This is a genomic window from Streptomyces sp. NPDC093085, from assembly GCF_040683935.1.
GTDB lineage: Bacteria > Actinomycetota > Actinomycetes > Streptomycetales > Streptomycetaceae > Streptomyces.
The window spans coordinates 1340660-1366686 of record NZ_JBFBFB010000001.1; the positions used below are offsets into that span (position 1 = coordinate 1340660).

A 26027-nucleotide genomic window follows, 5' to 3' on the forward strand; every position below is an offset into this window, starting at 1 on the left:
CAGTTCCTCACCAGGTGACCGGGAGCGCCCGCGGGTAGCGCCAGATGGATTCGGTGTTCCACCGCACCTCGTGCTCGGGCACGGCCAGCCGCAGCCCGGGGAAGCGGGCGATCAGGGTGCCCACGGCGACCTGGAGCGTCATCCGGGCGAGATGGGAGCCGAGGCAGTGGTGGCTGCCGTACCCGAAGGTCATATGTCCCGCCGGGTCCTCCCGTCCGAAGTCCAGCTCGTCGGGGCGGTCGAAGACCTCGTCGTCCCGGTTGGCGGTCAGATACGAGACATGGACGACATCGCCCGCCCTGATGGTCACGCCGTCGAAGTCGACGTCCTCCAGCGCCACCCGGGGGATACCGACGCCCTGGCGGAAGGGGATGTGCCGCAGCAGCTCCTCGACGGCCCGGGGGAGCAGCGCGGGGTCGGCGCGCAACCGCTCCAGATGCGCCGGGCGGGTGAGCAGCGTGAAGACGATGTTGCTGATCTCGTACGTGGTGGTGTCGTGGCCGGTGACGAGCAACAGCATCGCCAGCACGGCGAGTTCGGCCTCTTCCAGCATCTCGTCGCCGACCCGGGCGGTGGCCAGCGCGCTGATGAGGTCGTCCCCCGGGGCGCGCCGGCGCTCGGCCGTCAGCTCGGTGAAGTACGCCCGCAGCGAGGCCTTCGCCGCGACGGCGGATGCGCGGTCGGCGGCGTTCATGGACATCATCGTCATGGCCCAGCCGCGGAGCCGGAGCCGGTCGTCGCCGGGTATGGCGAGCAGTTCGCAGATGGACATCAGCGGCAGCCGGTCGGCGAGGTCGGCGACGATGTCGCCGGGGCGCCCGCGCTCGGCCATCGCGTCGAGAAGCCCGTCCACCGTCCGCCGGGTCCAGGGGCGCACCTCCTCGACCTTGCGGGTGGTGAACGCCTTGAGGATCAGTTTGCGGACCCGGTTGAGGGTGGGCGGGTCCATGAGGTTGATCGCCTCGGACTGGGCGATGGGGGCCGGGGTGATCCGGGGGAAGTCGGTGCCGATCAGCGCGGCCCGGCTGAACCGCCGGTCCGAGGTGACGGTCTGGACATCCGCGTACCGGGTCACCAGCCAGCAGTCGCCCTCCCCATAGGGCATACGGACCCGGGTGACCGGGGCCTCGGTCCGCATCCGGGAGAGGAACGGATCCGGTTCCAGGGCGTTGTCGTGCCGGACCGGGCAGGTCCGTACGGCATCGGGTGGAGTCATGGTGGGCACTTCCTCAGGTGCTGGGACAGATGCTGAGCACTCCTGATTGTTCGGAGCATGCCATGACGATCCGTGGCGCACCTAAATAATTCCGTTCAGTTCACCCGTAAGAGCTATTTACCTGTTATCTCGTGCAACACGGATACCTTTCCGCCGAATTGGCGCGCCCCGCACACCCCGCCCCACGCCTCCGCGCCCCCTCCGTACCCCGGCGCGAAGCGTCCCCCGTACGGTCCAGCCCGGCGCGCGCCCGGTGCGCCCCGGCGCTGCAATGAACAGATGACCGCGCCCCCGGACGACTGCCTCACGCGCAACGAGTGGATCTGCGGCGCCTACCTCTCCAGCCGCCGCACGATCCTGTGGGACGCGGTGCTCCAGCACCTCGGGCTGACCTTCACCGCCGTCCTGACCGGCCTGGTGATCGCCGTACCCCTCGCCCTCGCCGCACGCCGCTGGCGGGGAGCCGCTGCCCCCGTGCTCGGCGTCACGACGGTCCTCTACACCATCCCGTCGCTCGCCATGTTCTCGCTGCTCCTGCCCTACTACGGGCTCTCCGCCTCGCTCGTCGTCGCCGGGCTCGTGCTCTACTCGCTGACCCTGCTCGTCCGCAACCTCCTCGCCGGGCTGCGCGGCGTCCCCGAGGAGACCCGGCAGGCCGCCCGCGGGCTCGGATACGGGCCGCTCCGGCTCCTCCTCACCGTCGAGCTGCCGCTCGCGCTGCCCGCCGCCCTCGCCGGGCTCCGTATCGCCACCGTCTCCGCGGTCTCCCTCGTCACCATCGGCGCCATCGTCGGCTACGGCGGCCTCGGCAACCTCATCTACGCCGGGATGAACACCTACTTCAAGGCCCAGGTCCTCACCGCCTCCGTGCTCTGTGTCCTGATCGCCGTCGCCGCCGACCTCCTGCTCCTGCTGGTCCAGCACCGCCTCACCCCCTGGACCCGGGAGGCCCCCGCGTGACCACCCTCGCCGCCGCCTGGGCCTGGCTCACCGCCCCCGCCCACTGGACCGGTGCCGACGGCATCCCGAACCGGCTCGCCGAACACCTCTTCCTCACCGTCGTCTGCCTCGCCCTGAGCTGCGCGCTCGCCCTCCCGGTCGCCCTGGTCCTCGGCCACCTCGGCCGGGGCGGCGCGCTCGCCGTCAACCTCGCCAACGCCGGCCGCGCCGTCCCCACCTTCGCCGTCCTCGTCCTGCTGCTCCTCACCCCGCTGGGCGGATACGGGCAGTGGCCCACCATCGTCGCCCTGGTCCTCTTCGCCGTCCCGCCGCTGCTCACCAACGCCTATGTCGGCATGCGGGGCGTCGACCGCGATGTCGTACGGGCCGCGCGCGGCATGGGGATGACCGCCCGGCAGACGGTGCGCCGGGTCGAGCTCCCGCTCGCGCTGCCGCTGGTCCTCACCGGGGTACGGATCGCCGCCGTCCAACTGGTCGCCACCGCGACCCTGGCCGCCCTGATCGGCGGCGGCGGACTCGGCCGGATCATCACCGCCGGATTCAACCTCGCCGACACCCCGCAGGTGGTCGCCGGCGCCGTCCTCGTCGCCGCCCTCGCCCTGCTCGTCGAGGGCGCCTTCGAGACGGCGCTGCGGCTCGGTGCGCTCCGCGCCCGGCGCGCGGGCCGGGGCGGATGAGGCGGCCGCGTACCGCCACCGCCGCGGTCGCCGTCGGCGGGGCGCTGCTGGTGGTGGCCGCCGCCTGCGCCACGGGGCCCTCCCTGGAACACCGGGGCGCGGTCACCGCCCCGCCCGGCGACAGCCGCCATCTCACCATCGGTACCGCCGGATTCACCGAGAGCGACCTGCTGGCCCAGATGTACGCGCTCCTCCTGGACCGGGCCGGATACCACACCCGGATCCTCTCCGTCACCAACCGGGAACTGTACGAACCGGCCCTGGAGAGCGGCCGGATCGATGTCGTACCCGAGTACGCGGCGACCTTCGCCGACTGGCTGAACGCCCGGACCCACGGCCCCGGCGCCCGCTCCGTCGGCTCCCCCGACCTGGCCACCACCATGACGGCGCTCCGGGCCCTCGCCGCCCCGCGCGGCCTCCTCGTCCTCGCCCCCGGCCGCGCCGCCGACAGCAACGCCTTCGCCGCCTCCGCCGCGTACGCCAGGAAGCACCGCCTCACCACCCTGAGCGACCTGGGCCGCTCGCGCCTCCCGGTCCGGCTCGCGGCGGGCGACGAGTGCGTACGGCGCCCGTACTGCGCGCCCGGGCTCCGCCGGGTGTACGGGATCCACCTCACCGGGATCGATCCCAAGGGCGTCGGCACCACCCCCGCCAAGGAGGCGGTACGGCGCGGCCAGGACCAGATGGTGCTCACCACGACCACCGACGCCACCCTCGCCCGCTTCGGCCTGGTGGTCCTCGCCGACGACCGGCACCTCCAGAACGCCGACAACATCGTGCCCGTCGTCAACCGCTCCCGGGCCGGCGCCCACCGCGTCACCGAGGCCCTGGACCGCCTCAACACCGTCCTGACCACCGCCGACCTGACCGGCCTCAACCAGCGTGTGGACGTCTGGCGGCGGCTCCCCGAGGATGTCGCCCGCGACTACCTGCGCTCGAAGAACCTCCTGCCGTCCGACGGGGACTGACCGGCCCGAGGAGGCGCCGGCCCGTACCCGCCCGGCCGGCTAGGCCGTCAACTTCCCCGGCAGCCAGGAGAGCTGGGCGGCTTTCTGGTAATCCCCGCCGCCCTCATGGTCGTTGAAGTCGTAGACCTCGATGGCCTTCTCCTCGGGCGCGTACGCGTTGAACGCGGCGAACACCGTCGACGGCGGGCAGGTCTCGTCCTCCAGCGCCACCGAGAAGAGCGCGGGCGCGCTGGCGCGGGCCGCGAAGTGCACCCCGTCGAAGTAGCCGAGCGTCCGCCGTACATCCTCCGCACGGTCCCGGTACGTCCGCAGGTACAGGCCGATCTCCCGGTACGGCTGGCGCGCGGTGATCACCGTCGCCCGGGGGAAGTCGCAGAGGAACGGCACATCCGGCGCCACCGCCACCAGGTCGGGGACGAGCCCCGCCACCGCCAGGGCGATCCCGCCGCCCTGGCTGGCGCCGGCCACCGCCGTACGCGCCGCGTCGACCAGCGGATGCGCCCTGGCGGCCTCCACGGCGCGCACCGCGTCGCCGAACAGCCGCCGGTAGTAGTACGCGTAGGGGTCCTCGATGCCCCGGGTCATGAAGCCGGGGAAAGCGGAGGCGCTGCCCACGGGGTCGGGGGTGTCACCCCCGTTCCAGGCGGCGCCCTGGCCCCGGGTGTCCATCACGAAGTGCGCGAACCCGGCGGAGCCCCAGAGCAGATGCGCGTGCGGCAGCCCCCGCCCGCCGCCGTACCCCAGATACTCCACCACCACCGGCAGCGGCTCCGCCGTCCCGGCGGGCAGGACGAGCCACCCCTTGACCGGATGGCCGCCGAACCCCGCGAAGGTCACATCGAAGACCTCCAGCGTGGACAGCGCGGTCGGGACCGGGGTGAACCGGGCGCCGAGGGCGTGGCCACGGGTCTCGGCGAGGGTCTTCGCCCAGAACTGGTCGAAGTCCTCGGGCTCCTCGGCCGCGCTCCGGTAGGTGCGGAGCTGGTCGAGGGGGAGATCGGACTGGGGCATGCGGGACCACCTCGGTCGGGTGCACGGGTGCGTCGGACACCGGCACGGGCTACGGATGATCACACCGTACGACCGGGAAAGGCGCCGCAGAAGAGCGCGATCCCGCCGTGGGCCGGACCCGTGGCGCCCCACCACGCCGTCCGTGTACGACCCCGGTCCGGTGCGGGGCCGTACCGGGGCTACGCGTCCGCCACCGAGTCGAAGTCGACCTCGCCCCGGCCGATGCCCTGCGCCTCCGCGTCCACCGAACGCCGCAGCGCCTCATGGAGTTTGGCCGGGGTCAGCACCCCCACGAAGCGCGTCCCCTCCAGCACCGCCACCCACCCCGCGTCATGCTGGAGCATCTCGCTGAACGCCTGCTTCAGCGGCGAGCCGAGCGGCACCCACGCCTCCATCCGCCGCGTGTGATCCCCCACCGAGCCGGACTCCGCGCCGTCCGCCGCGATCCAGCCGCGCAGTGCGCCCGCGTCGCCCAGCACCACCGCCCAACGCGCCCCCTCCGCCCGCATCCGCGCCACCGCGTCCCCGGCCGGCTCGTCGGCCCTGGCCACCGGCGGCTGCTCCAGATCGGCCGGCTCGACCGCCGTCACCGAGAGCCGCTTCAGCCCCCGGTCGGCGCCGACGAACCCGGCCACATACGGCGTCGCCGGGGTGCCGAGCACCGCGCCCGGGGTGTCGAACTGCTCGACGCGCCCCTGCCCGTACACCGCGATCCGGTCGCCCATCCGCACCGCCTCCTCGATGTCATGGGTCACCAGCAGCACCGTCTTCCGCACCGACGCCTGGAGCCGCAGGAACTCGTTCTGCAACTTCTCCCGCACCACCGGGTCCACCGCGCCGAACGGCTCGTCCATCAGCAGCACCGGCGGATCGGCGGCCAGCGCCCGCGCCACCCCCACCCGCTGCCGCTGCCCGCCCGAGAGCTGCGCGGGGTAGCGCGGACCGTACGTCGCCGGGTCGAGCCCCACCAGGTCGAGCAGCTCCGCCGCCCGGGCCCTGGCCCGCGCCCGCCGCCAGCCGAGCAGCGCGGGCACGGTCGCCGTGTTGTCCAGGACCGTACGGTGCGGAAAGAGCCCCACCTGCTGGATCACGTACCCGATCCGGCGGCGCAGCGCCACCGGGTCCTCCCCGGAGATGTCCCGGCCCGCCAGCAGAATCCGCCCCGAGGTCGGCTCGATCAGCCGGTTCACCATCATCATGGTGGTCGTCTTGCCGCACCCCGACGGCCCCACCAGCGTCACCAGTTCGCCCTCGCGCACCTCGAAGGAGAGGTCGTGCACGGCGGTCGTACCGTCCGGGAAGACCTTGCCGACCTGCTCGAACCGGATCATGGCCCCACGGTAGGAGCGACCGCTTCCGACCGCACACGGGCCAGGACTGTCCGGGGCCGGCCGTGGATCGGCCGGGTCCGGACAGAAGGCGTTCCGGAGTGAACACGCCCCGTGTCCGTTCCGTATCAACCGGCGGCCCGGACGCGCCCGTCCGGGCCTCAGGACCGTGTGCTGAAATGTCCGGCGTGGCCGCCCCGGCGGTGCGTGACCGCCACCGGGGCGGTCCAGAACAGGAGCCTTTCTTGACCAGCTACCGCCAGCCCGGCGTCGTCCTCGCCGACCACCGCTTCACGGTCCCGCTGGACCACACGGACCCGCGCGGCGAACGGATCGAGATCTTCGCCCGCGAGGCCGTGGCGAGCGACCGCGCCGGCGCCGACCTGCCCTGGCTGCTCTATCTGGAGGGCGGCCCCGGCTTCGGCGCGCGCCGCTTCACCGGACGTCAGGCCTGGCTCGGCCGCGCCCTCCAGGAGTACCGGGTCCTCCTCCTCGACCAGCGCGGCACCGGGCTCTCCACCCCCGTCAACCGGCAGACCCTGCCGCTCCACGGCGGCCCCCGGCAGCAGGCCGACCATCTCACCCACTTCCGGGCCGATTCCATCGTCCGCGACTGCGAGACCATCCGCCCGCTGCTCACCGGCGGCGCCCCCTGGACCGTCCTCGGCCAGAGCTTCGGCGGCTTCTGCGCCACCCACTACCTGAGCGCCGCCCCCGAAGGGCTGAGCACCGTACTGATCACCGGCGGGCTGCCCTCCCTGGACGCCACCGCCGACGAGGTCTACCGCGCCGCGTACCCCCGCATCGCCCGCAAGGTGGAGGCGCACTACGCGCGCTACCCGCAGGACATCGAACGCGCCCGCGCCATCGCCCGCCATCTCGCCGACCACCCCACCACCCTGCCCAGCGGCTACACCCTCACCCCCGAGGCGTTCCAGTCGCTCGGCATCCTCCTCGGCTCCGGGGACGGCAGCCACCAGCTCCACTACCTGCTGGAGAACGCCTTCGTCCGCACCGCCACGGGACCGGCCCTCTCCGACGCCTTCCAGGAGAACGTGGCCGCCGCCCTCTCCTTCGCCGGACATCCGCTGTACGCCCTGGTCCACGAGGCGATCTACGCCCAGGGCGGGCAGCCCACCGACTGGGCGGCGGAGCGGGTACGGGGCGAGTTCGCCCGGTTCGACGCCGCCACCACCCTGGCCGGGCAGGGCCCGCTCTTCTTCACCGGCGAGACCATCCACCCCTGGCACTTCGAGAACGACCCGGCGCTCCGCCCGCTGCGCGAGACCGCCGACCTGCTCGCGGCCCGTACCGACTGGCCCGCCCTGTACGACCCGGCGCGGCTCGCCGCCAACGAGGTCCCCGTGGCGGCGGCCGTCTACCACGACGACATGTATGTCGACACCGAGCACGCGCTGCGCACCGCCCGCGCCATCCGGGGGCTGCGCACCTGGGTCACCGACGAGTTCGAGCACGACGGGGTACGGGCCGGCGGGCCCCGGGTCCTGGACCGGCTGCTGGCGCTGGCGCGCGGCGAGCTCTGACCCCGCGCGCCGGGCCCCCGGGGCCCGCGCGGCGGCTCGCCGCGCGGACCCGCCCCGCCGGAGGGAGAATGGTCGGCAGGGGCCTGGGTCACGCTGTGCGCGCAGGGCGCCGTACGCGCGGCCCGCCCCGCGGAAAGCGGAGGTGGTGGACATGCTGCTGCCGGACCGACATCTCGTCGCCGAGCTCCTCGCCCGCTACCGGGCCTGGGAGCGGCTGGTGCTCGCCGATCCGCTGGACGAGACCACCCGCGGCCGGTTCGAGGACGTGGCGTACACGCTCTGTGTGCTCATGGGAGAGCGCACCGCCCGCGAGGCGATCTGGCAGGCGGAGGCGCTGCTGCGCCGGCCCAGGCCGGTACCGGTCCTCCCGGACGGCACGCGCTCGGACGGCGCGCGGCCGGAGGGCGGCCCGAGGAGGGAGCAGCCGAACTGAGCGCGCGGAAGGGCGCGCGCCGGATCCAGCGTGCGCATCACGCGCGCCGGATCGAGCGTGCCCGTCACGCTCGCCCGATCTGGTGTGCCGGGTCGAGCATGCGGATCGCGCGTGCCGGATTGACAAATGGCCGTGCCGTTTCTGCAATGGACGGATGGACGAAGGACCCGGGCTCGACGACGTACTGAACCAGGTGGGCGCCCGGCTGCGCCGGATCCGGCGCGACCGGGGGGCCACCCTGAGCGCGCTCTCCAAGGCCACCGGCATCTCGGTGAGCACCCTCTCCCGGCTGGAGTCGGGCCACCGCAGACCCAGCCTCGAACTGCTGCTGCCGCTCGCCAGGGCCCACCAGGTGCCCCTGGACGAGCTGGTCGGCGCGCCACCCGTGGGAGACCCGCGGATCCGTGCCAAGCCGATCGTCCGCGAAGGACGGACCCTGCTGCCGCTCACCAGCCGGCCGGGCGGGCTCATGGCGTACAAGATCGTGGTGCGGCCCACGCCGGACCAGTGCGAGCAGGAACAGCGCACCCACGAGGGGTACGAGTGGTTCTACGTCCTCTCCGGGCGGCTGCGGCTCCGGCTCGCCGAGCACGATGTGGTGATGGGCCCGGGGGAGGCGGCCGAGTTCGACACCCGGGTCCCGCACTGGTTCGGCCCGGCGAACGACCAGCCGGTCGAGTTCCTGAGCCTCTTCGGGCCCCAGGGGGAGCGGATGCATGTACGGGCCCGGCCGAAGAGCTCCTGAGCGGCCGGTTCCCCGGCGGGCAAGCGACCGCTTAGTATGCCCCAGGACGTGGTACCGACCCCCTGGGTGGAGGCCCGAATGCTGGCATGGCGCGTGCACAGGAACGGCGAGCCCGCGGAGGTGATGCGGCTGGCGGAGACCGAGACCCCGGTGCCCGCCGCCGGTCAGCTCCTGCTCAAGGTGAGGGCCGCCAACATCAACTTCCCGGACGCGCTGCTCTGCCGGGGCCAGTACCAGGTACGGCCGCCGCTGCCGTTCACCCCGGGCGTGGAGATCTGCGGCGAGACCGAGGACGGGCGGCGGGTGATCGCCGCCCCCGTCCTGCCGCACGGGGGCCTCGCCGAGTATGTGGTGGCCGAGGAGGCGGCGCTGCTCCCCGCCCCCGACACCCTCGACGACGCGGAGGCCGCCGCCTTCCATGTCGGCTACCAGACCGGGTGGTTCGCCCTGCACCGGCGGGCCGCGATCCAGCCCGGCGAGACCCTGCTCGTGCACGCGGCGGCGGGCGGGGTCGGCAGCGCCGCCGTCCAGCTCGGCAAGGCGGCCGGAGCCACCGTCATCGGCGTCGTCGGCGGAGCCGAAAAGGCCTCCGTGGCCCGCGCGTCGGGATGCGACGTGGTGATCGACCGGCATACGGACGACATCGTCACCGCCGTCAAGGAGGCCACCGGCGGCCGGGGCGCCGATGTCGTCTACGACCCGGTGGGCGGCGACGCGTACACCGCCTCCGCCCGGAGCGTCGCCTTCGAGGGCCGGATCGTCGTCGTGGGCTTCGCGAGCGGTGTGATCCCCAGCCCCGCGCTCAGCCACGCCCTGGTGAAGAACTACACCCTCCTCGGGCTCCATTGGGGGCTCTACCGCACCAAGGACCCGGCGGCGGTGGCGCGTTGCCACGAGGAACTGACCGCCCTCGCCGCCCGGGGCGTGATCAAACCGCTGGTCAGCGAGCGGGTCCCGCTCCGCGACGGCGCCGAAGCCGTCCAGCGGGTGGCCGACGGCGCCACCACGGGACGGGTCGTGGTCCTCCCGCACGGGGCGGACCGATGACCCTCGACGCCGCCGGACTCCGCGCCCGTACCAGGACCTTGCTGGCCGGCCACCCGCCGGCCACCACCGCGCCCGCCGACTTCCTCCGGGCCCGCTTCGACGCGGGACTCGCCTGGGTGCACTACCCCGCCGGACTCGGCGGACTCGAAGCACCCCGCGCCCTCCAGGCCGTCGTGGACGCCGAACTCGCCGCCGCCCACGCCCCCGACAACGACCCGAGGCGGATCGGCATCGGCCTCGGCATGGCCGCGCCGACCATCCTGCGGTACGGCACCCCCGAGCAGCGGGAGCGCTTCCTGCGCCCCCTCTGGCTCGGCGAGGAGGTGTGGTGCCAGCTCTTCAGCGAACCCGGCGCCGGCTCCGACCTCGCGGCGCTCGCCACCCGCGCGGTCCGCGCGGACGCCCCCGGCTCCACCGCCGGGGCCGGGGAGTGGACCGTCAACGGGCAGAAGGTGTGGACCTCCAGCGCCCATCTCGCCCGCTGGGCCATCCTCCTCGCCCGTACCGACCCCGAACTCCCCAAACACCAGGGCCTCACCTACTTCCTCTGCGACATGACCGCACCGGGCGTCGAGGTGCGGCCACTGCGCCAGCTCACCGGCGAGGCCGAGTTCAACGAGGTCTTCCTCACCGACGTACGCATCCCCGACAGCCACCGGCTCGGCGCCGTCGGGGAGGGCTGGCAGGTCGCCAGGACCACGCTGATGAACGAGCGGGTCTCCATCGGCGGCGCCCGGGTGGCCCGCGAGGGCGGCATGATCGGCCAGGTCGCCGCCGCCTGGCGGGACCGCCCCGAACTCCGCACCCACGGCCTCCACCAGCGGCTGCTCGCCCTCTGGACCGAGGCCGAGGTGGCCAGGGTCACCGGCGAACGGCTGCGCCAGACCCTCGCGGCGGGCCAGCCAGGACCCGAGGGCAGCGCGATGAAGCTCACCTTCGCCCGGCTCAACCAGGAGATCAGCGGCCTGGAGGTGGAACTCCTCGGCGAGGACGGCCTGTTGTACTCCGACTGGACGCTCCGCAGGCCCGACCTCGTCGACTTCACCGGACGCGACGCCGGATACCGCTATCTGCGCGCCAAGGGCAACTCCATCGAGGGCGGCACCAGCGAGATCCTCCTCAACATCATCGCCGAACGCGTGCTGGGCCTGCCCCCGGAGCCGCGCGACGACAAGGACGTCCCCTGGAAGGACCTGACCCGGTGACCACCCGCCCCGTACCGCCCGAGACCACCCCCGACCTGCTCTACTCGGAGGCCGAGGACGATCTGCGCGCCGCCGTACGGTCGCTGCTCACCGGCCGGGCCGACGCCGCCGCCCGGCCGGCCGCCCTCGACCGCGCCGAGTCCGGTGACCCGTACGACCCCGCGCTCTGGACCGCCCTCACCACCGGGATCGGCGCCGCCGGGCTGCTCGTCCCCGAGACGCTCGGCGGCCAGGGCGCGAGCCACCGCGAGGCCGCCGTCGTCCTGGAGGAGCTGGGGCGGGCCGTCACCGCCGCGCCGTATCTGACCAGTGCGGTGCTGGCGACCGAGACCCTGCTCGGCTGCGACGGCCGCTCCACCGAGTCCACCGATGTCGCGGGGCTGCTCACCGCGCTGGCGAGCGGCCACCGTACCGCCGTCCTCGCCCTGCCGTTCACCACCGCCCCCGACGCCCGGCTGCCGTTCGGCGGCGCGGCGGGCCCGGAGAACCCGGAGGGCGCCGGGGAGGTCACCGTACGGGCGGTCGCCGACGCGGTACGGGCCGACGCGCTCCTCGTCCCCCGGGCCGACGGGCTCTACGCGGTCGACACCACCGACCCCGGGGTCACCGTCACCCCGCTGACCCCGCTCGACCTCACCCGCCCGCTCGCCACCGTCACCGTCGCGGCCGGCAGCGGCGTCCTGATCGCCGACGCGGCGACCGGGGACGCGGCGGTACGGCGCGGACTGCTCGCCGGGGCCGGGCTGCTCGCCTCCGAACAACTCGGCCTCGCCGAACGGTGTCTGGAGCTGACCGTCCAGCACACCCGGGAACGCCACCAGTTCAACCGGCCCGTCGGCTCCTTCCAGGCGCTCAAGCACCGGATGGCCCAGCTCTGGCTGGAGACCGTCTCGGCCCGCGCCGCCGCCCGCAACGCCGCCGACGCCCTCGCCACCGGCGACCCCGGCGCCCCCCTCGCCGTGGCCGTCGCCCAGGCCTACTGCGCCCGCGTCGCCGTCCACGCCGCCGAGGAGTGCGTCCAGCTCCACGGCGGCATCGGGATGACCTGGGAGCACCCCGCGCACCTCTACCTCAAACGCGCCAAGTCCGCCGAGAGCGCGCTCGGTTCACCGGGCGCCCACCGGGACCGGCTGGCCGTCCTCGCCGGCCTGCCCGCCCCCGGATGACCCCGGCGGCGGCCCGGCACGCACCGTACGGAGGCGGCTGAATCGCGGGTGGCGGGCGGACGAACACTCTCCGGAACCGGCGTGACCCCGGGCGGGAGCGGGCAATACTCGGCACGACCGTGCCCTTCGCGTCCCCACGTGCCCAACCCGGAGGCATCCATGGCCCTCACCACCCGCCGCCGAGCCCTCACCACGATCACCGCCGCGCTCGCGGGCGTCGTCGCGGCGCCCGCATACGCCCGGGCCGCCTCCCGCACCGGGGGCGGCCCGGCCTCCCGGCCGCTCCGCCAGGCCCACGCCCACAACGACTATCTGCACCAGCGCCCTCTCTTCGACGCCCTCGCACACGGCTTCACCAGCGTCGAGGCGGACATCTTCCTCGTCGACGGCGAACTGCTCGTCGCCCACGAGGCCACCGACCTCGACCCCGCCCGCACCCTCGCCTCCCTCTACCTCGACCCGCTCAGCGAGCTGGTACACGCCAACCACGGCTCCGTGTACCGGGGTTACCGGCGCCCCGTCCAGCTCCTCATCGACATCAAGACGGACGGCGCCGCCACCTACCGCGAACTCCACCGCCAACTCACCCGCTACCGCGCCATGCTGACCACCTACGCGCACGGCTCGGTACGCCCCGGCGCGATCACCCCGGTCGTCTCCGGCGACCGGGCGGCCCGCGCCCCGATGGAGGCGCAGCGCGTGCGGTACGCCTTCTACGACGGCCGGCTCGCCGACCTCGGGACGGCGGCGCCCGCCTCGTTCGTACCGCTGATCAGCGACAACTGGACGCAGAACTTCACCTGGCAGGGCACCGGCGAGTTCCCCGCCGCCGAGCGCGCCGAACTGCTCCGTATCGTCGACACCGCGCACGCCAACGGGCAGCGGGTGCGCTTCTGGGCCACCCCCGACACCCCGGGGCCCGAGCGGGACGCGCTCTGGGGCGAACTGCTCGCCGCCGGGGTCGACCACCTCAACACCGACGACCTCGCGGGGCTCGAAGCCTTCCTGCGCGCCACCCGCTCGTAACACCGCCTCCCCGGGGCCCCGCCCGCGCCCGTAACCCTCCGCGCGACGAACCACCCGTACGGCGGACACGCCAGTCGGCCGTCACGCTCGCCTCCTCCGCCACACTGGCGGCCGAATGCCGCGATCCGGTGCGGCGGAGGAGGTTCGGCGATGGCCATTTCGATTTCCGTGGTGCTGCTTCTGACGATTCTTGCGGTGGTCTTCCTGCGCAACGGCGGGCTCAAGTTCTCGCACGCGCTCGTCTGCGCCCTGCTCGGATTCCTCCTCGCGGGCACCAGCATGGCGCCGACCATCGCCAACGGAATCTCCACCACGGCCGGGGTGGTCAGCAGCTTCAACCCGTGACGCACCCGGTATGACGTTCGGATCACGTTCCGACCAGTCGTGAGCGGATGAGGAAGCGCACCCCCTCGGGGGCCTCCAGCGAGAAGCCGCTGCCGCGCCCCGCCACCACATCGACGATCAGCCGGGTGTGGCGCCACACCTCGTACTGGCTCACCGACATCCAGAACGGCACCGGTTCCGCGACCCCCTCGATCTCCAGGGAGTGGAGCAGCACATCGGAGCCGCCGGTACGGAACTCGCCGGCCGGATAGCACATCGGCGCGCTGCCGTCGCAACAGCCGCCGGACTGATGGAACATCAGCGGACCGTGGTCCGCCCGCAGCCGCCGGATCAGCTCGGCCGCCGCCTCGGTCACCTGGACCACCGGGGGCAGGGGAGCCCCGGGGACCTCGTGAGTCCCCGGGGTCTCAGGGGCCTCAAGGGCCTCGGGGGAAGTCTCGTCGTCCGTCATCTGCGCCGCCATCGCCTCGGGGATCCGCCCAGTCAACGCGCCGCGACGTTGCACCGGGGTTGCGCCGCGCCACGCCCCCCATTCTGCGCGTCCGGACGGGCCGGTGCCCGGCGAACGGACGGAGACCACCCCGCCCGTCCGCCGGGCACCGGGCGTCAGCCGAGCCTGAGCATCACCTTGCCGCTGCCGGTCGACCGGTCGGCGGCGACGGCCAGCGCCTCCCCGGCGCGCTCCAGGCCGAAACGGTGGGTGATCACCGGGGAGACGTCGAGGCCGTCCCGCATCGCCAGCAGCGCGTCGTCGATCTCCTCGACAAAGCGGTACGAGCCGATCCAGCTGATCTCCCTGGTCACCAGATCACCGAGGGCCGCCGGGGCGGGGGCGCCCGGCAGATTGCCGACCTGGACCAGGGTGCCGCCGCGCGCCGTCGCCCGCAGCACCGGGCCGAGCGCCGCCGGGGCGCCGGACGCCTCGAAGACCACCTCGGCATCGGAGGGAAGGGATTCACCGGCGGCCAGGTCGTGGGTCCCGTCCGCGCCCATGGCACGGGCCACGGCGAGCGAGGCGGCGGAGAGGTCCGCGGCGAGCACCGCCCCGGCGCCCCGGTGGATCGCCGCCGCCACGACCAGCGCGCCGATCGGGCCGCACCCGTTGACCAGCACGGTCCTTCCCCGGATGTCCCCGGCCCTGTGCACCGCGTGGAGCGCCACGGCGAGCGGCTCGGCGAGCGCCCCGTGTTCGGTGCTCACCCCCTCGGGCAGCGGCCGTATCCGGTCCGCGCGCACCACCCGGTACTCGCTGAACCCGCCGTCGGTGTGCGGGTCGAAGGCCGCCGAACCGAAGTAACGGACGCGCGGGTGGAGGTTGGTGCGTCCGGCGATCCGCTCCGGCAGCGGTTCGTCTCCGACCGGTTCCGCCGGGTGGACGGTGACCGGCAGACCGGCCGCCCATTCCGTGACCCCGGGACCGGTGGCGGCGATCCGGCCCGCGACCTCGTGGCCGAGGACCAGCGGATGGGCGAGCGAGGCGGTGCCGGAGGCGCCGTGCTTCCAGTACGCGACGTCGGAGCCGCAGATCCCGCCCCACTCCAGGGCGAGCAGCACCTCTCCCTCGCCCGGTACCGGGTCCGGGCGTTCGTCGATCCGGAGGTCGCCCGCGCCATGGACGACGACGGCCCTCATACGGCGTCCTCCATCCGGACCAGGTCGCGCCCGCGGGTCTCGGGGGCGAGATACGCGGAGACCAGGGTGATCAGCGAGTAGACGACGAGCATCGCGGCGATCGGCCACCAACTGCCGGTGACGGCGGTGAGGGTGGCGGCGACGACCGGGCCGATCGCGGTGGCGAGGATGCCGCCGATCTCCTTGGCGAGGGCGAGCTGGGTGAACCGGGTCCGGGAGCCGAAGAGTTCGGCCATCGTCACGCTCTCCAGCGAGAACAGGCCGAGCACCCCGACATTGAGCCCGACCACCATGCCGAGCATCAGCGCGGCCGTGCTGCCCGAGGTCACGAGCAGCATCACCGGGAAGGCGAGGACCATGGTCAGCACGGTGAGGGCGAGATACATCGGGCGGCGTCCGAAGCGGTCGCCGAGCAATCCGACCAGCGGCACGGTGACGAAGCCGAGCAGCGAGCCGTACACGATGGCGTCGGTCGGCACCGAGCGCTCCGCGTGGAGGGTGGTGGCGATGTAGCCGACCAGGAAGGTCTGGATCAGCCCGGAGTTGCCGGCCTGGCCGAACCGGAGGCCGAGGGCGAGGAAGAACGCCCGGCCCTTGCGCTGCCGGATCCCCGACTCCAGGACACCGACGCTCGCCGGCCTCCCGGCTCCGGTGTCCGCCCCGGCCCCGGCCTCGCGGGACGCGCCGTCCGTGCCGTCGGCCCCGGCCACGACGGACTCGACCTCGTCGCGGGTCATCGCGACGCCGTCCACCACGTCCGGGCGCTCCTCGAAGACCGGGCTCTCCTTGAGGCTGCCGCGCAGCCAGACCGCGAAGATCATCAGCAGGAAGCTCAGCAGGAACGGCAGCCGCCAGCCCCACGACAGCAACTGCTCCTCGCTGAGCACGGCGAGCAGGATCGCCCAGAGCCCCGAGGCGGCGAGGGTGCCGGAGTTGGTGCCGAGCGACACCAGCGAGGAGACCAGGCCGCGCCGCTTGGCGGGGGCGTACTCGGCGAGCATGACGGTGGCCCCGGCGATCTCGGCGCCCGCGCCGAAGCCCTGGACGAGCCGGAGGGCGACCAGCAGGATCGGCGCGAGGATGCCGATCGTCGCGTACGTCGGCAGCGCGCCGATCAGGGTGGTCGAGGCGCCCATCAGCAGAATGGTCAGGAAGAGCACCCGCTTGCGGCCGATGCGGTCGCCCATCCGCCCGAAGTAGACGGCCCCGGCGAGCCGGGCGACGTATCCGACCCCGTAGGTCGCCATGGCGGCGATCAGGCCGATCGCCGGGCTGACGTCCGGGAAGAAGATCTTGTTGAAGACGATGGCCGCCGCCAGCGAGTAGAGCTGGAAGTCCATGAACTCCATCGCCGTGCCCAGCCAGCCGGAGACGGCCGCCTTGGTGAGATCACGCGTGGTTCTGGTCACGGGCCCGGTGGGCTCCGTGCGCGTGGTGTCCGTCATGGGAACTCCGTTGTTCGGGGAAACGCCGCCGGGGAGAGTGGGCGGAACAGAGGCGACCGGCCGGCCGGTTCACATCCCGGACAACTGATCGACATGGCTGGTATACAAGCACTGGTCGGCCAGTGATGCAATACTCGGGACGTGGCGGAAGAAGGCGCCGGTACGGCGCGGAGCGGACCCGGTGACGGCGCGGCGCGGCAGGGGGCGCGGCGGGCGCGGCACAGCGCCATCGTCCGAGCACGGGCCGTGTCGGCCGCCCGATACGATGAGCCCATGGCCCGATCGAACCGTCAGCGGACCAGCCGCCGCGCTGTCTACGAGACGCTGCGACACAAGGTGCTGACCCTTGAACTCCCCCCGGGCGCGGCCCTCTCCGAGAACGAGCTGGCGGCGTCCCTCGGGGTCAGCCGCACCCCGGTCAGGGAGAGCCTGATCCTTCTCTCGCACGAGGGGCTGGTCCAGGTCTTCCCGCAGGTGGGCTCGTTCGTCTCGCGGGTCGACCCGGCCAGGGTGGCCGACGCCCAGTTCCTCCGCGAGGCCGTGGAGCTGGCCTCCCTGGAGGACCTCCCGGCCGAGCTGGACCCGGGCCTCGTCGACGAACTCCGCGCCAATCTGGCCGAGCAGCGCCGGCCCGGGCTCGCCCTGGAGGAGTTCTTCGAGCTGGACGAGGCGTTCCACCAGGCCCTTCTGCTGCTGAGCGGCCATGGCAGCGCGTGGGCGACGGTGGTCTCGGCCAAGGGGCACCTCGACCGCGCCCGCCGGCTCGGCCTCTACGACACCGCCTCCCCGGCCGGCTTCGCCGCCCAGCATGTCGAGATCTTCGAGGCGGTCCTGACGGGCGATGTCACCGCCGCCCGTACCGCCATGCGCGCCCACCTGCGGGCGGTCTTCGACGACATCGAACGGATCCGCGCCCGCTCCCCGGAGCTGTTCGCCACCGACCCGGGCACGGCTCCGGTACGGCGCAACATCGCCGTCTGGGAGTAGCCGCGGCGCCCGGCGGTGTCACCCGGGGTGTCACCCGGGGGTGTCGAGCCACCGCTGGAGGACGTCGCAGAGCGGGGTGAGCGCCCGGTCGAGGTCCGGGAGGAGGGCGGCCGACGGGGCGGGTTCCGTGAGCCAGCTCCGCAGTACGGCGAGGAACGCGGCCTGGACGGCGCCGCCGGCGCTCTGGGCCGTCACCCCGTCCGGCGGTACTCCGTGCCGGCGGGCCACGAAGGTGCTCACCACCCCCGCCCAGCTCAGCCAGTGCGCGGCCTCCTCGGCCCGTAGCTCGGGGGAGGAGTCGAGGAGCGTGAACCGCTCCATCCACTGGCCGGAGTCCTCCATGGAGAGCGCGAGATTCCGGACGACCCGCTCCCGGAGCACCCGCATCGTCGGCTCCGGGCTCTCCAGGGCCTCCGGGGCGTCGAGCAGTGTGCCGAGCCGCCGGGTGTGCAGGTCGAAGGTGCCCCAGACGATCTCGGACTTCGACCCCCAGTAGCGGAACACACTCGTCCGGCTCACCCCGCTCGCCTCGGCGATCATCGGGATCGTGGTCGCCGTGTATCCGAGATCGAGGAAGAGCCGGATCGCGACCCGCTCGATATCCGCCCGGGACGACACCGAGGGGCGGCCGGGCGACCGCCGCGCGGGCGGTGGAGTCGGATGCATGAAAGTCCTGTCCCCCGCCCCGGGACAGGGGCGAGTACATTGTGATACCCAGTACCTTAATCAAAAGGGGCCCACCCGCTGCGGAGGGCTGAGGGGACCGTACTCAACGGAGATCCCGCCTCGCCACGTCGCCGGCCGCCGGCCCGGACGCACGGGCTCCCGCGCCCCGCGCAACGAACAGAGAGAGCCGCGACCATGCAACTCGACAGCAAACGCGTCATCGTCACCGGCGGCGCCCAGGGCATCGGCGAGTCCACCGTCCGCGCCTTCACCCGCGAGGGCGCGCGGGTGTGGTCCTTCGACCTCACCCAGGACGCGGGCGAACGGGTCGCGGCCGAGGCCACCGCGCAGGGCCCCGGCACGGCGGCCTTCCGCCGGGTCGACATCGCCGACAAGGATGCGGTCGACACCGCCTTCGACGAGGCGGTCGGCGCCCTCGGCGGCCTCGACGTGCTGGTCAACGTCGCCGGCCTCCAGCGCAGCGCGCTCGCGGCGGAGATCACCGACGACGTGTGGGAGACGGTCTTCCGCGTCAACGTCCTGGGGACCATCCACACCAACCAGGCGGCCTACCGCGCCATGCGGCCCGCACGCACCGGCGCGATCGTCAACTTCGGCTCCATGTCCGGGTTCACCGGGGAACTCACCAACGCCACCTACGGCGCGTCCAAGGCCGCCGTCCACACCTGGACCCGTACCGTCGCCCGCGAGTGGGGACCCGACGGGATACGGGTGAACGCGGTGCTCCCGTACGTCAACACACCGATGTTCGACACGTACCGGAGCTCGCTCACCCCGGCGGAACTGGCCGCCTACGACGCCGAGATCGCCAAGTCGATCCCGCTCGGCGGAAAGTTCGGCAACGCCGACACCGACCTCGCGCCCGTCCTGGTCTTCCTCGCGAGCGACGCCTCGCACTTCATCACCGGGCAGCTCCTGCCCGTCGACGGCGGTCTCACCAGCGTCCGCTGACACCCCCGGCCGGGCTCACCGCCGTACCGGCGGCCGGTCCTTCCGTACCACCGGAGCAACCCGTACCACCAGAGAAAGAGGAACACCCATGAAGGCCTGGCAGTTCACCGGTGTGAACCAGCCCCTGCGCCGTGCCGAGCTGCCCGAGCCGGTGCCGGCCGCCGGGGAGATCGTGCTCGCCGTCAAGGCGGCGGGGATCTGCCACAGCGACGTCAGCTTCGCCGACGGCACGATCACCTCGCTGCTCGGCCATGTCCCCATCGTGCTCGGCCATGAGACCGCCGGGGTGGTCACCGCCGTCGGCGCGGGCGTCACCGGCTTCGCCGTCGGCGACCGGGTCGGCATCCCGGCCACCACCGACGGGCCCGGTACCGCCGTCGACGGCGGGTTCGCGGAGTACACCGCCGTCGAGGCCCGGCTCGCCGTCCGGGTGCCGGACGGTGTCGCGTTCGAACAGGCCGCCCCGGCCATGGACGCGGCCCGTACCGCCTACCGCGCCGTCCGCACGGTCGGCCAGGTCGGGGCCGGGATGAACGTCGGTGTCATCGGCTTCGGCGGACTCGGCTCGCTCGGCGCGCAGATCGCCCGCGCCGCCGGGGCCACCGTGTATGTCGCGGAGGTCAACGAGAGCGTCCAGGCGCTGGCCAGGGAGATGGGCGTCGGCGGGGTCTCCGCCGACATCCGCGACTTCGAGTCCGCCGGACTCGATGTCATCGTCGACTTCGCCGGGTTCGGTACGACCACCGCCTCCGCCGTCGACGCCGTCCGGCACGGCGGCCGGGTGGTGCAGATCGGCCTCGCCCGCGAGACGGCCACCCTCTCCATGCAGAAGATCACGATGAAGGAGATCACCCTCGTCGGGGCGTCCAACGGGGAGAAGTCCGAGGCGGAGGCCGTCCTCGGGCTCATCGCCACCGGCGCGCTCCGCTCGAACACCGTCCCGATCTCGTTCGACGAGATCCCCGAGTACCTCGGCCGGCTCGCCGACGGCACCGTCGCGGGGCGCGCCGTCGCCCTGTTCTAGGGCCTGTCCCCGCCAGGGGCTGCCGGCGCGGTCCCGCCCGCCCGGCCGGTGCGGCGAGCCGCGGAACGGTGTGTTCCGCGGCTCGCGCCGTACTCAGCGGGCCTCGCCGGTCACCACCGGGGGCTCCGCCGTCACCGCCCCGTCCTCCCCGGCCTCCGGGCGGTTCTGTCGGCGTACGAAGGCGACGCCCAGGGCCGCCAGGACAGAGGCCACCGCGAGCGAGTAGAGGCCCCCGTTGGTGCTGCCCGTGGTGTCCTTGAGGTAGCCGAAGAGCGTGGGGGAGACGAAACCGCCCAGGTTGCCCAGCGAGTTGACCACCGCGAGCCCGGCCGCCGCGATCTTCAGATCGAGCCCGGACTGCGCCATCGGCCAGAAGAGCGTGGCCGCGCACTTGCCGCCGACCGCCGCCAGGGTGATCGCGGCGAGACCGAACCACGGGGTGCCCTGGGTGGCGAGGAAGGAGCCCGCCGCCGAGACGAGCAGGGCGATCGCGAGATACGGGCGGCGGTCGGGGGCCCGGTCGGTGAAGTGGCTCATCGTGTACATCGCGATGACCGCGCAGATCCACGGGATCGCCGACAGCAGCCCGATCTGGAAGGGCGAGAGCCCGCCGATCTCCGCCACCAGGCTCGGCAGCCAGAACGTGATCGCGTACCCGGTCAGCGCCATCGCGAAGAAGACCGCCGTCAGGAGCGCGACCTGCGGGTGGACCAGCAGCTTCAGCCGCGAGACCTTGGGCGCCCTGCTCCGCGACTCCTGGTCACGGGCGACCGCCGAGCTGAGCGCTTGCTTCTCCTCGTCCGTCAGCCACTTCGCGTCCTGGATCCGGGAGACGAGGAAGAACCCGGCGATGATGCCCACCACGATCGAGAAGATGCCTTCGAGCGCGAACATCCAGCGCCACCCCGCGAAACCGGCCAGGCCGTGGAGTTCCAGCAGCGCGCCGGTGATCGGCCCTGTCACGATGTACGCGGTGGCCGAGCCGCCCAGGAAGATGGCGCTGGCCCGGCCCCGGCTGGAGTCCGGCAGCCACTGCGTGAAGTAGAGGAGCACACCGGGGAAGAACCCGGCCTCCGTCACGCCGAGCAGGAACCGCAGCACATAGAAGGTGGTCACGTTGTGGATGAGACACATCGCCAGGATCACCGCCCCCCAGGTGATCATGATGCGGGTCAGCCAGACCCGGGCGCCGAAGCGCTCCATCAGCATGTTGCTGGGGACCTCGAAGAGCGCGTACCCGATGAAGAACAGGCCGGCGCCGAGCCCGTACGCGGTGGCGCTCACCCCGACATCGGCCCTCAGCTCATCCTGGACGAAGCCCACGTTCGTCCGGTCCATCTGGTTGATCAGCAGCATCAGCACCAGAAGGGGAAGCACGCGGCGGAGGAATTTGCCGACCGCACGGCTCTCCGCGTCGGCTTCGCCGTCCGGACTCTTCGCAAGGGGCTGCGGGACCATCGTTGTCTCCCACTTCGATTGGCGTGACGGCATGACAGAGGTGCCCGGGGGCGGGGTCGGTGGCCGCGGCTGGTGACCGCACGGCCGGATCCCGCTCGTGTGTACGGGGGTCGCACCGGATCCCGAGCGGGGTGACAGTCGGCTCAGCCGTATATGTATGTGAACCTCTGTCATGCGTGTGGACACGTTACGTACGGGTGCCCATCGGGTCAATGACTTCGGCGGGGAAACTCCGCGGGGCGCCCCGGGGGCCCGGTCGGCTCGGCGGGGGAGCGTCGTGCCACGTCAGGGCGGGCGCGCCGGTCCCGTGCTCCCTTGACGGTTCCCGCGCGGCGACCTAGGTTGCGTGGAGCACGTACATGAACGTGGATATGAGTCAGATACATGAACAGTCTGTAGGAACGGGAGACTTATGCTTGACGGAGTGCTGTTCTTTCCGGTCACGCCCTTCGCGCCCGATGGCACTCTCGACCCAGAGGCCCTCGCAGCGCATGTACGGGCCGGGGTGACCGCCGGCGCGGGCGCGGTCTTCGCCGCCTGCGGCACCGGCGAGTTCCACGCCCTCTCGCCCGCCGAACACACCGAGGTCATCCGGACCGCGGTCGCCGCCGCCGACGGGGCCGTCCCCGTCTACGCGGGCGTCGGCGGCGCCCTCCCCACCGCCGTCGCCCTCGCCCACGAGGCCCGCGAGAGCGGCGCCGACGGGCTGCTCCTGCTCCCCCCGTACCTGGTCAACGCGGACCAGGCCGGCCTGGTCCGGTACGTACGACTGGTCGCCGAGGCCGCCGGGCTCCCCCTGATCGTCTACAACCGGGCCAACGCCCGCTTCGGCCCGGCCGCAGCCGCCGAGGCGGCCCTGATCGAGAACGTCGTCGGCTTCAAGGACGGCGTCGGCGACCTGGAGACCCTGGCCCGTACCGTCGCCGCCATCCGTACCGCCCTCGCCGGGAGCGGCAAGCCCTTCCAGTTCTTCAACGGGCTGCCCACCGCGGAGGCCACCGTCCCCGCCTACCGGGCCATCGGCGTCCCCCTCTACTCCTCCGCCGTCTTCTGCTTCGCCCCCGAGATCTCCCTCGCCTTCCACCGCGCGGTCACCGAGGGCGACGAGAAGACCGTCGACGCCCTCCTCACCGGCTTCTTCCACCCGCTGGTCGCCCTCCGCGACAAGGTACCCGGGTACGCGGTCGCCCTGGTCAAGGCCGGGGTACGGCTCCGGGGCCTGGACGCGGGGCCGGTCCGCGCACCCCTCAGCGACCCCACCCCCGAGGACCTCGACGCACTCTCCGCACTCCTGGAGCGCGGACTCGACCTGGTGAGGAGCGCCTGACCATGACCGCCGAGAAGCTGCGGATCTCCGCCGTCACCCTCACCCCCGTCGCCTTCCGCGACCCGCCACTGCTCAACTCGGTCGGCGTCCACGAACCGTACGCACTGCGCGCGGTCGTCGAGGTGCACACCGACGGCGGCCTCACCGGACTCGGCGAGACCTACGCCGACGCCCGCCACCTGGAGCGGCTGCAAGCGGTGGCCGACCGGATCGTCGGACTCGACGTCTACGCCACCGAGGAACTCCACCGCCGGGTCGCCGGGATCATCGACCAGGTGGGCTCCGTCGGCGGCACGGGACTGACCGGGATGGTCACCACCAGCAGCACCGTCGACCGGGTCTACTCCCCGTTCGAGGTCGCCCTCCTCGACATCCAGGGCCAGGCGTGCGGCCGGCCCGTCAGCGACCTCCTCGGCGGCGCCGTACGGAGCGAGGTCCCCTACAGCGCGTACCTCTTCTACAAGTGGGCCGCCCACCCCGACGCCGAGCCCGACGAGTGGGGCGCGGCGCTCGACCCCGACGGGGTGGTGGCCCAGGCCCGGCGCATGATCGACACGTACGGCTTCAGCGCGATCAAGCTCAAGGGCGGCGTCCTGCCCCCCGAGGAGGAGATCGAGGCGATCCGGGCGCTGCGCGCCGCCTTCCCCGGCCACCCGCTGCGGCTCGACCCGAACGCCGCCTGGACGGTGGAGACCTCGGTGAAAGTCGGCCGGGAACTCGACGGGGTGCTGGAGTACCTGGAGGACCCCACCCCGGGCATCGAGTCCATGGCCGCCGTCGCCCGCCAGGTGTCGATGCCGCTCGCCACCAACATGTGTGTGGTGGCCTTCGACGAACTCCACCCCTCGGTGGCGGTCGACGCCGTCCAGGTCATCCTCTCCGACCACCACTACTGGGGCGGACTCCGCCGCTCCAAGCTGCTCTCCGGCATCTGCGACACCTTCGGCATGGGCCTGTCCATGCACTCCAACTCGCATCTGGGCATCAGCCTCGCGGCCATGACCCACCTCGCCGCGGCCACCCCGAACCTCACCTACGCGTGTGACACCCACTGGCCGTGGAAGACCGAGGATGTCATCGAACCCGGTGTACTGGCCTTCGAGAACGGCTCGGTGGCGGTGCCCACCACGCCCGGCCTCGGGGTCACCCTCGACCGCGACGCCCTCGGCACCCTGCACGAGCAGTATCTGAAGTGCGGTCTGCGCAACCGGGACGACACCGGCTACATGCGCACCATCCACCCGACCTACCGCTCCACCATTCCGCGCTGGTGACAGCGGTACGGCGGTACGGCGGCGCCTGACCACCGTACCGCCGACCGGCCCCTTATCGTGTCCACGGACAACAGTGAAGCGACCGTCGGCGCGGGGGCCGTCCCGGCGACGAGGCGGTCCCGACCGGAGTGAGGGAAGCCCCACTGTGGAATTCCGTCGACTGGGCCGCAGCGGCCTGACCATCAGCGAGATCGCCTACGGCAACTGGCTCACCCACGGCTCGCAGGTCGCGGAGGAGCAGGCCGCCGCCTGCATCCGCGCCGCCCTCGACGCCGGCATCACCACCTTCGACACCGCCGACGTCTACGCGGAGGGCCGGGCGGAATCCGTTCTGGGCCGGGCGTTGAAGGGGGAGCGCCGCGAGGGCATCGAACTCTTCACCAAGGTCTTCTTCCCGGTCGGCCCCGGCCGCAACGACCGGGGCCTCGGCCGCAAGCACATCCTGGAGGCCATCGACAACTCCCTGCGCAGACTGGGCACCGAGTACGTCGACCTCTACCAGGCCCACCGGTACGACCACTCCGTACCGCTGGAGGAGACCATGGAGGCCTTCGCCGACGTGGTCCGCTCCGGGAAGGCCCGCTACATCGGCGTCTCGGAGTGGACGGCCGACCAGCTCCGGGCCGGCCACGCGCTCGCCCGCGAACTCCATGTGCCGTTCATCTCCAACCAGCCGCAGTACTCGGCGCTGTGGCGGGTCATCGAGGGCGAGGTCGTCCCCGCCTCCGAGGAACTGGGCATCGGCCAGATCGTCTGGTCCCCGATCGCCCAGGGCGTGCTCACCGGCAAGTACGCGCCGGGCTCCCCGCTCCCGGAGGGCTCCCGCGCCACCGACACCAAGGGCGGCGCCGGTTTCGTGGCCCGCTGGCTCCGCGACGACGTACTCGAACGCGTCCAGCGGTTGCGGCCGCTCGCCGACGAGGCCGGCCTCTCCCTGGCCCAGCTCGCCGTCGCCTGGGTCCTCCGGAACCAGAACGTCTCGGCCGCGATCATCGGCGCCTCCCGCCCCGACCAGGTCACCGAGAACGTCAAGGCGGCGGGCGTACGACTCGACGCCGCCCTGCTCACCGCCATGGACGAGATCCTGGCCCCGGTGGCGGTCGGCGACCCCGCCCTCACCGCCGGCAACCCGGCCAACGACTGACCGGCGGAGGGGAGCCGAGGGGGGTTGACATGAACAGAGGGGGAGCCGACATGGGGCGAAGAGCGGCCGCGCTCATAGCGGCGGTGCTGGGCATCGCCCTGCTGGCAGGGTGCGGGGAGGACGGGGAGGACACCGGGGAGCGGAGGTCCCGGCTCGTGGAGGCCCCGCAGCCGGAGGCCGTGCCGTCGCCGGAGGCCGGTCAGGGGGACCTCTTCCTCGAAGACCTCCGGCGCATCGCGCCCCTGCTGGAGATGGACGACACCGAGGCCATCAAGAACGCCCGGTACGTCTGTCTCGATATCCGGAGCGAGGAGCCCGAGGAGACGGTACGGGGCGGCACGATCACGCGCTTCGCGGTGGACGGCGCCCAGGCCGACGCCATCATCTACTCCATCCGCTCCACGTTCTGCTGAGGGCGGGCGCTCGT

The 26027-nt window shown here is 72.9% G+C and carries 26 protein-coding genes; 18 read left to right on the forward strand and 8 right to left on the reverse strand.

All coding sequences use genetic code 11. The features are described 5' to 3' along the window. Window positions 1–7: 7 nt before the first annotated feature. Window positions 8–1216 carry a cytochrome P450 gene (locus AB0O07_RS05500; protein ID WP_365627178.1) on the reverse strand — a complete coding sequence of 403 codons (1209 nt, stop codon included), beginning with the start codon at window positions 1214–1216 and terminating at the stop codon, window positions 8–10. 279 nt (window positions 1217–1495) lie between these two features. Between AB0O07_RS05500 and AB0O07_RS05505 the strand changes: the two genes are divergently transcribed. From AB0O07_RS05505 to AB0O07_RS05515, 3 genes are read left to right on the forward strand one after another with little or no spacing between them, the layout of a single operon-like run. After that, window positions 1496–2176 carry an ABC transporter permease gene (locus tag AB0O07_RS05505; RefSeq protein ID WP_365627181.1) on the forward strand — a complete coding sequence of 227 codons (681 nt, stop codon included), beginning with the start codon at window positions 1496–1498 and terminating at the stop codon, window positions 2174–2176. Continuing rightward, entirely contained in the window at window positions 2173–2853 is a 681-nt protein-coding gene (locus tag AB0O07_RS05510; RefSeq protein WP_365627184.1) for an ABC transporter permease subunit, read from the forward strand. The genes AB0O07_RS05505 and AB0O07_RS05510 overlap by 4 nt, the downstream gene beginning before the upstream one ends. Next, window positions 2850–3821 carry an ABC transporter substrate-binding protein gene (locus tag AB0O07_RS05515; RefSeq protein WP_365627187.1) on the forward strand — a complete coding sequence of 324 codons (972 nt, stop codon included), beginning with the start codon at window positions 2850–2852 and terminating at the stop codon, window positions 3819–3821. The genes AB0O07_RS05510 and AB0O07_RS05515 overlap by 4 nt, the downstream gene beginning before the upstream one ends. 39 nt (window positions 3822–3860) lie before the next feature. Here AB0O07_RS05515 and AB0O07_RS05520 read toward each other — a convergent pair whose 3' ends face one another. Continuing rightward, entirely contained in the window at window positions 3861–4832 is a 972-nt protein-coding gene (locus tag AB0O07_RS05520) for an acetylxylan esterase (protein WP_365627189.1), read from the reverse strand. A 179-nt stretch (window positions 4833–5011) separates the two neighbouring features. Beyond that, window positions 5012–6163, reverse strand: coding sequence for an ATP-binding cassette domain-containing protein (locus tag AB0O07_RS05525; protein ID WP_365627191.1), 1152 nt, complete (start codon window positions 6161–6163; stop codon window positions 5012–5014). Between the two features lie 242 nt (window positions 6164–6405). Between AB0O07_RS05525 and AB0O07_RS05530 the strand changes: the two genes are divergently transcribed. From AB0O07_RS05530 to AB0O07_RS05565, 8 genes are all read left to right on the forward strand, one after another. Next, the gene (locus AB0O07_RS05530) at window positions 6406–7704 is read left to right on the forward strand and encodes an alpha/beta fold hydrolase (protein ID WP_365627194.1); all 1299 of its coding nucleotides are present in this window, start codon (window positions 6406–6408) and stop codon (window positions 7702–7704) included. A gap of 151 nt (window positions 7705–7855) precedes the next feature. Then, the gene (locus tag AB0O07_RS05535) at window positions 7856–8137 is read left to right on the forward strand and encodes a DUF5133 domain-containing protein (RefSeq protein ID WP_365627197.1); all 282 of its coding nucleotides are present in this window, start codon (window positions 7856–7858) and stop codon (window positions 8135–8137) included. Window positions 8138–8291: 154 nt separating this feature from the next. After that, window positions 8292–8882, forward strand: coding sequence for an XRE family transcriptional regulator (locus AB0O07_RS05540; RefSeq protein WP_365627200.1), 591 nt, complete (start codon window positions 8292–8294; stop codon window positions 8880–8882). Between the two features lie 78 nt (window positions 8883–8960). Then, on the forward strand, window positions 8961–9929 hold the full coding sequence (locus AB0O07_RS05545; protein WP_365627203.1) for an NADPH:quinone oxidoreductase family protein: 969 nt from the start codon (window positions 8961–8963) through the stop codon (window positions 9927–9929). After that, window positions 9926–11134 carry an acyl-CoA dehydrogenase family protein gene (locus AB0O07_RS05550; RefSeq protein WP_365627206.1) on the forward strand — a complete coding sequence of 403 codons (1209 nt, stop codon included), beginning with the start codon at window positions 9926–9928 and terminating at the stop codon, window positions 11132–11134. Before AB0O07_RS05545 ends, AB0O07_RS05550 begins: the two co-directional genes overlap by 4 nt. Beyond that, window positions 11131–12300: an acyl-CoA dehydrogenase family protein gene (locus tag AB0O07_RS05555; protein WP_365627209.1), complete on the forward strand. Its 1170-nt coding sequence runs from the start codon at window positions 11131–11133 to the stop codon at window positions 12298–12300. The genes AB0O07_RS05550 and AB0O07_RS05555 overlap by 4 nt, the downstream gene beginning before the upstream one ends. 159 nt (window positions 12301–12459) lie before the next feature. Further along, the gene (locus AB0O07_RS05560; protein WP_365627212.1) at window positions 12460–13326 is read left to right on the forward strand and encodes a phosphatidylinositol-specific phospholipase C/glycerophosphodiester phosphodiesterase family protein; all 867 of its coding nucleotides are present in this window, start codon (window positions 12460–12462) and stop codon (window positions 13324–13326) included. A 150-nt stretch (window positions 13327–13476) separates the two neighbouring features. Further along, the gene (locus AB0O07_RS05565) at window positions 13477–13671 is read left to right on the forward strand and encodes a hypothetical protein (protein ID WP_365627213.1); all 195 of its coding nucleotides are present in this window, start codon (window positions 13477–13479) and stop codon (window positions 13669–13671) included. Window positions 13672–13693: 22 nt separating this feature from the next. Here AB0O07_RS05565 and AB0O07_RS05570 read toward each other — a convergent pair whose 3' ends face one another. The 3 genes from AB0O07_RS05570 to AB0O07_RS05580 all read right to left on the reverse strand — a co-directional run bounded on the left by AB0O07_RS05570 (window position 13694) and on the right by AB0O07_RS05580 (window position 16748). Then, window positions 13694–14044, reverse strand: a complete 351-nt coding sequence (locus tag AB0O07_RS05570; RefSeq protein ID WP_365628038.1) for a DUF779 domain-containing protein — start codon at window positions 14042–14044, stop codon at window positions 13694–13696. Window positions 14045–14277: 233 nt separating this feature from the next. Beyond that, the gene (locus AB0O07_RS05575; protein WP_365627215.1) at window positions 14278–15303 is read right to left on the reverse strand and encodes an L-idonate 5-dehydrogenase; all 1026 of its coding nucleotides are present in this window, start codon (window positions 15301–15303) and stop codon (window positions 14278–14280) included. Beyond that, window positions 15300–16748: an MFS transporter gene (locus AB0O07_RS05580; protein ID WP_365627217.1), complete on the reverse strand. Its 1449-nt coding sequence runs from the start codon at window positions 16746–16748 to the stop codon at window positions 15300–15302. The genes AB0O07_RS05575 and AB0O07_RS05580 overlap by 4 nt, the downstream gene beginning before the upstream one ends. 273 nt (window positions 16749–17021) lie before the next feature. Here AB0O07_RS05580 and AB0O07_RS05585 point away from each other — a divergent pair, with 273 nt between their 5' ends. Continuing rightward, window positions 17022–17735, forward strand: coding sequence for a GntR family transcriptional regulator (locus AB0O07_RS05585; protein ID WP_365627219.1), 714 nt, complete (start codon window positions 17022–17024; stop codon window positions 17733–17735). Window positions 17736–17765: 30 nt separating this feature from the next. Here the strand turns inward: AB0O07_RS05585 and AB0O07_RS05590 are convergent, their stop codons facing one another. Next, complete coding sequence (locus AB0O07_RS05590; RefSeq protein WP_365627222.1) at window positions 17766–18401, reverse strand: TetR family transcriptional regulator; 636 nt, start codon at window positions 18399–18401, stop codon at window positions 17766–17768. Window positions 18402–18596: 195 nt separating this feature from the next. Between AB0O07_RS05590 and AB0O07_RS05595 the strand changes: the two genes are divergently transcribed. Together AB0O07_RS05595 and AB0O07_RS05600 are read left to right on the forward strand one after the other, a co-directional pair. Next, window positions 18597–19373, forward strand: a complete 777-nt coding sequence (locus AB0O07_RS05595) for an SDR family NAD(P)-dependent oxidoreductase (RefSeq protein WP_365627225.1) — start codon at window positions 18597–18599, stop codon at window positions 19371–19373. Window positions 19374–19461: 88 nt separating this feature from the next. After that, window positions 19462–20397, forward strand: coding sequence for a zinc-binding dehydrogenase (locus AB0O07_RS05600; RefSeq protein ID WP_365627228.1), 936 nt, complete (start codon window positions 19462–19464; stop codon window positions 20395–20397). Window positions 20398–20490: 93 nt separating this feature from the next. Here the strand turns inward: AB0O07_RS05600 and AB0O07_RS05605 are convergent, their stop codons facing one another. Next, window positions 20491–21855 (reverse strand): MFS transporter, encoded by a 1365-nt coding sequence (locus AB0O07_RS05605; RefSeq protein WP_365627231.1) that lies wholly within the window; start codon window positions 21853–21855, stop codon window positions 20491–20493. 412 nt (window positions 21856–22267) lie between these two features. Here AB0O07_RS05605 and AB0O07_RS05610 point away from each other — a divergent pair, with 412 nt between their 5' ends. From AB0O07_RS05610 to AB0O07_RS05625, 4 genes are all read left to right on the forward strand, one after another. Then, window positions 22268–23182: a 5-dehydro-4-deoxyglucarate dehydratase gene (locus tag AB0O07_RS05610; protein ID WP_365627234.1), complete on the forward strand. Its 915-nt coding sequence runs from the start codon at window positions 22268–22270 to the stop codon at window positions 23180–23182. Between the two features lie 2 nt (window positions 23183–23184). Beyond that, on the forward strand, window positions 23185–24456 hold the full coding sequence (locus AB0O07_RS05615) for a glucarate dehydratase family protein (RefSeq protein ID WP_365627237.1): 1272 nt from the start codon (window positions 23185–23187) through the stop codon (window positions 24454–24456). 145 nt (window positions 24457–24601) lie between these two features. Further along, window positions 24602–25600 carry an aldo/keto reductase family protein gene (locus AB0O07_RS05620; protein ID WP_365627239.1) on the forward strand — a complete coding sequence of 333 codons (999 nt, stop codon included), beginning with the start codon at window positions 24602–24604 and terminating at the stop codon, window positions 25598–25600. A 50-nt stretch (window positions 25601–25650) separates the two neighbouring features. Then, on the forward strand, window positions 25651–26013 hold the full coding sequence (locus tag AB0O07_RS05625; RefSeq protein WP_365627242.1) for a hypothetical protein: 363 nt from the start codon (window positions 25651–25653) through the stop codon (window positions 26011–26013). The last annotated feature ends 14 nt before the right edge of the window (window positions 26014–26027 follow it).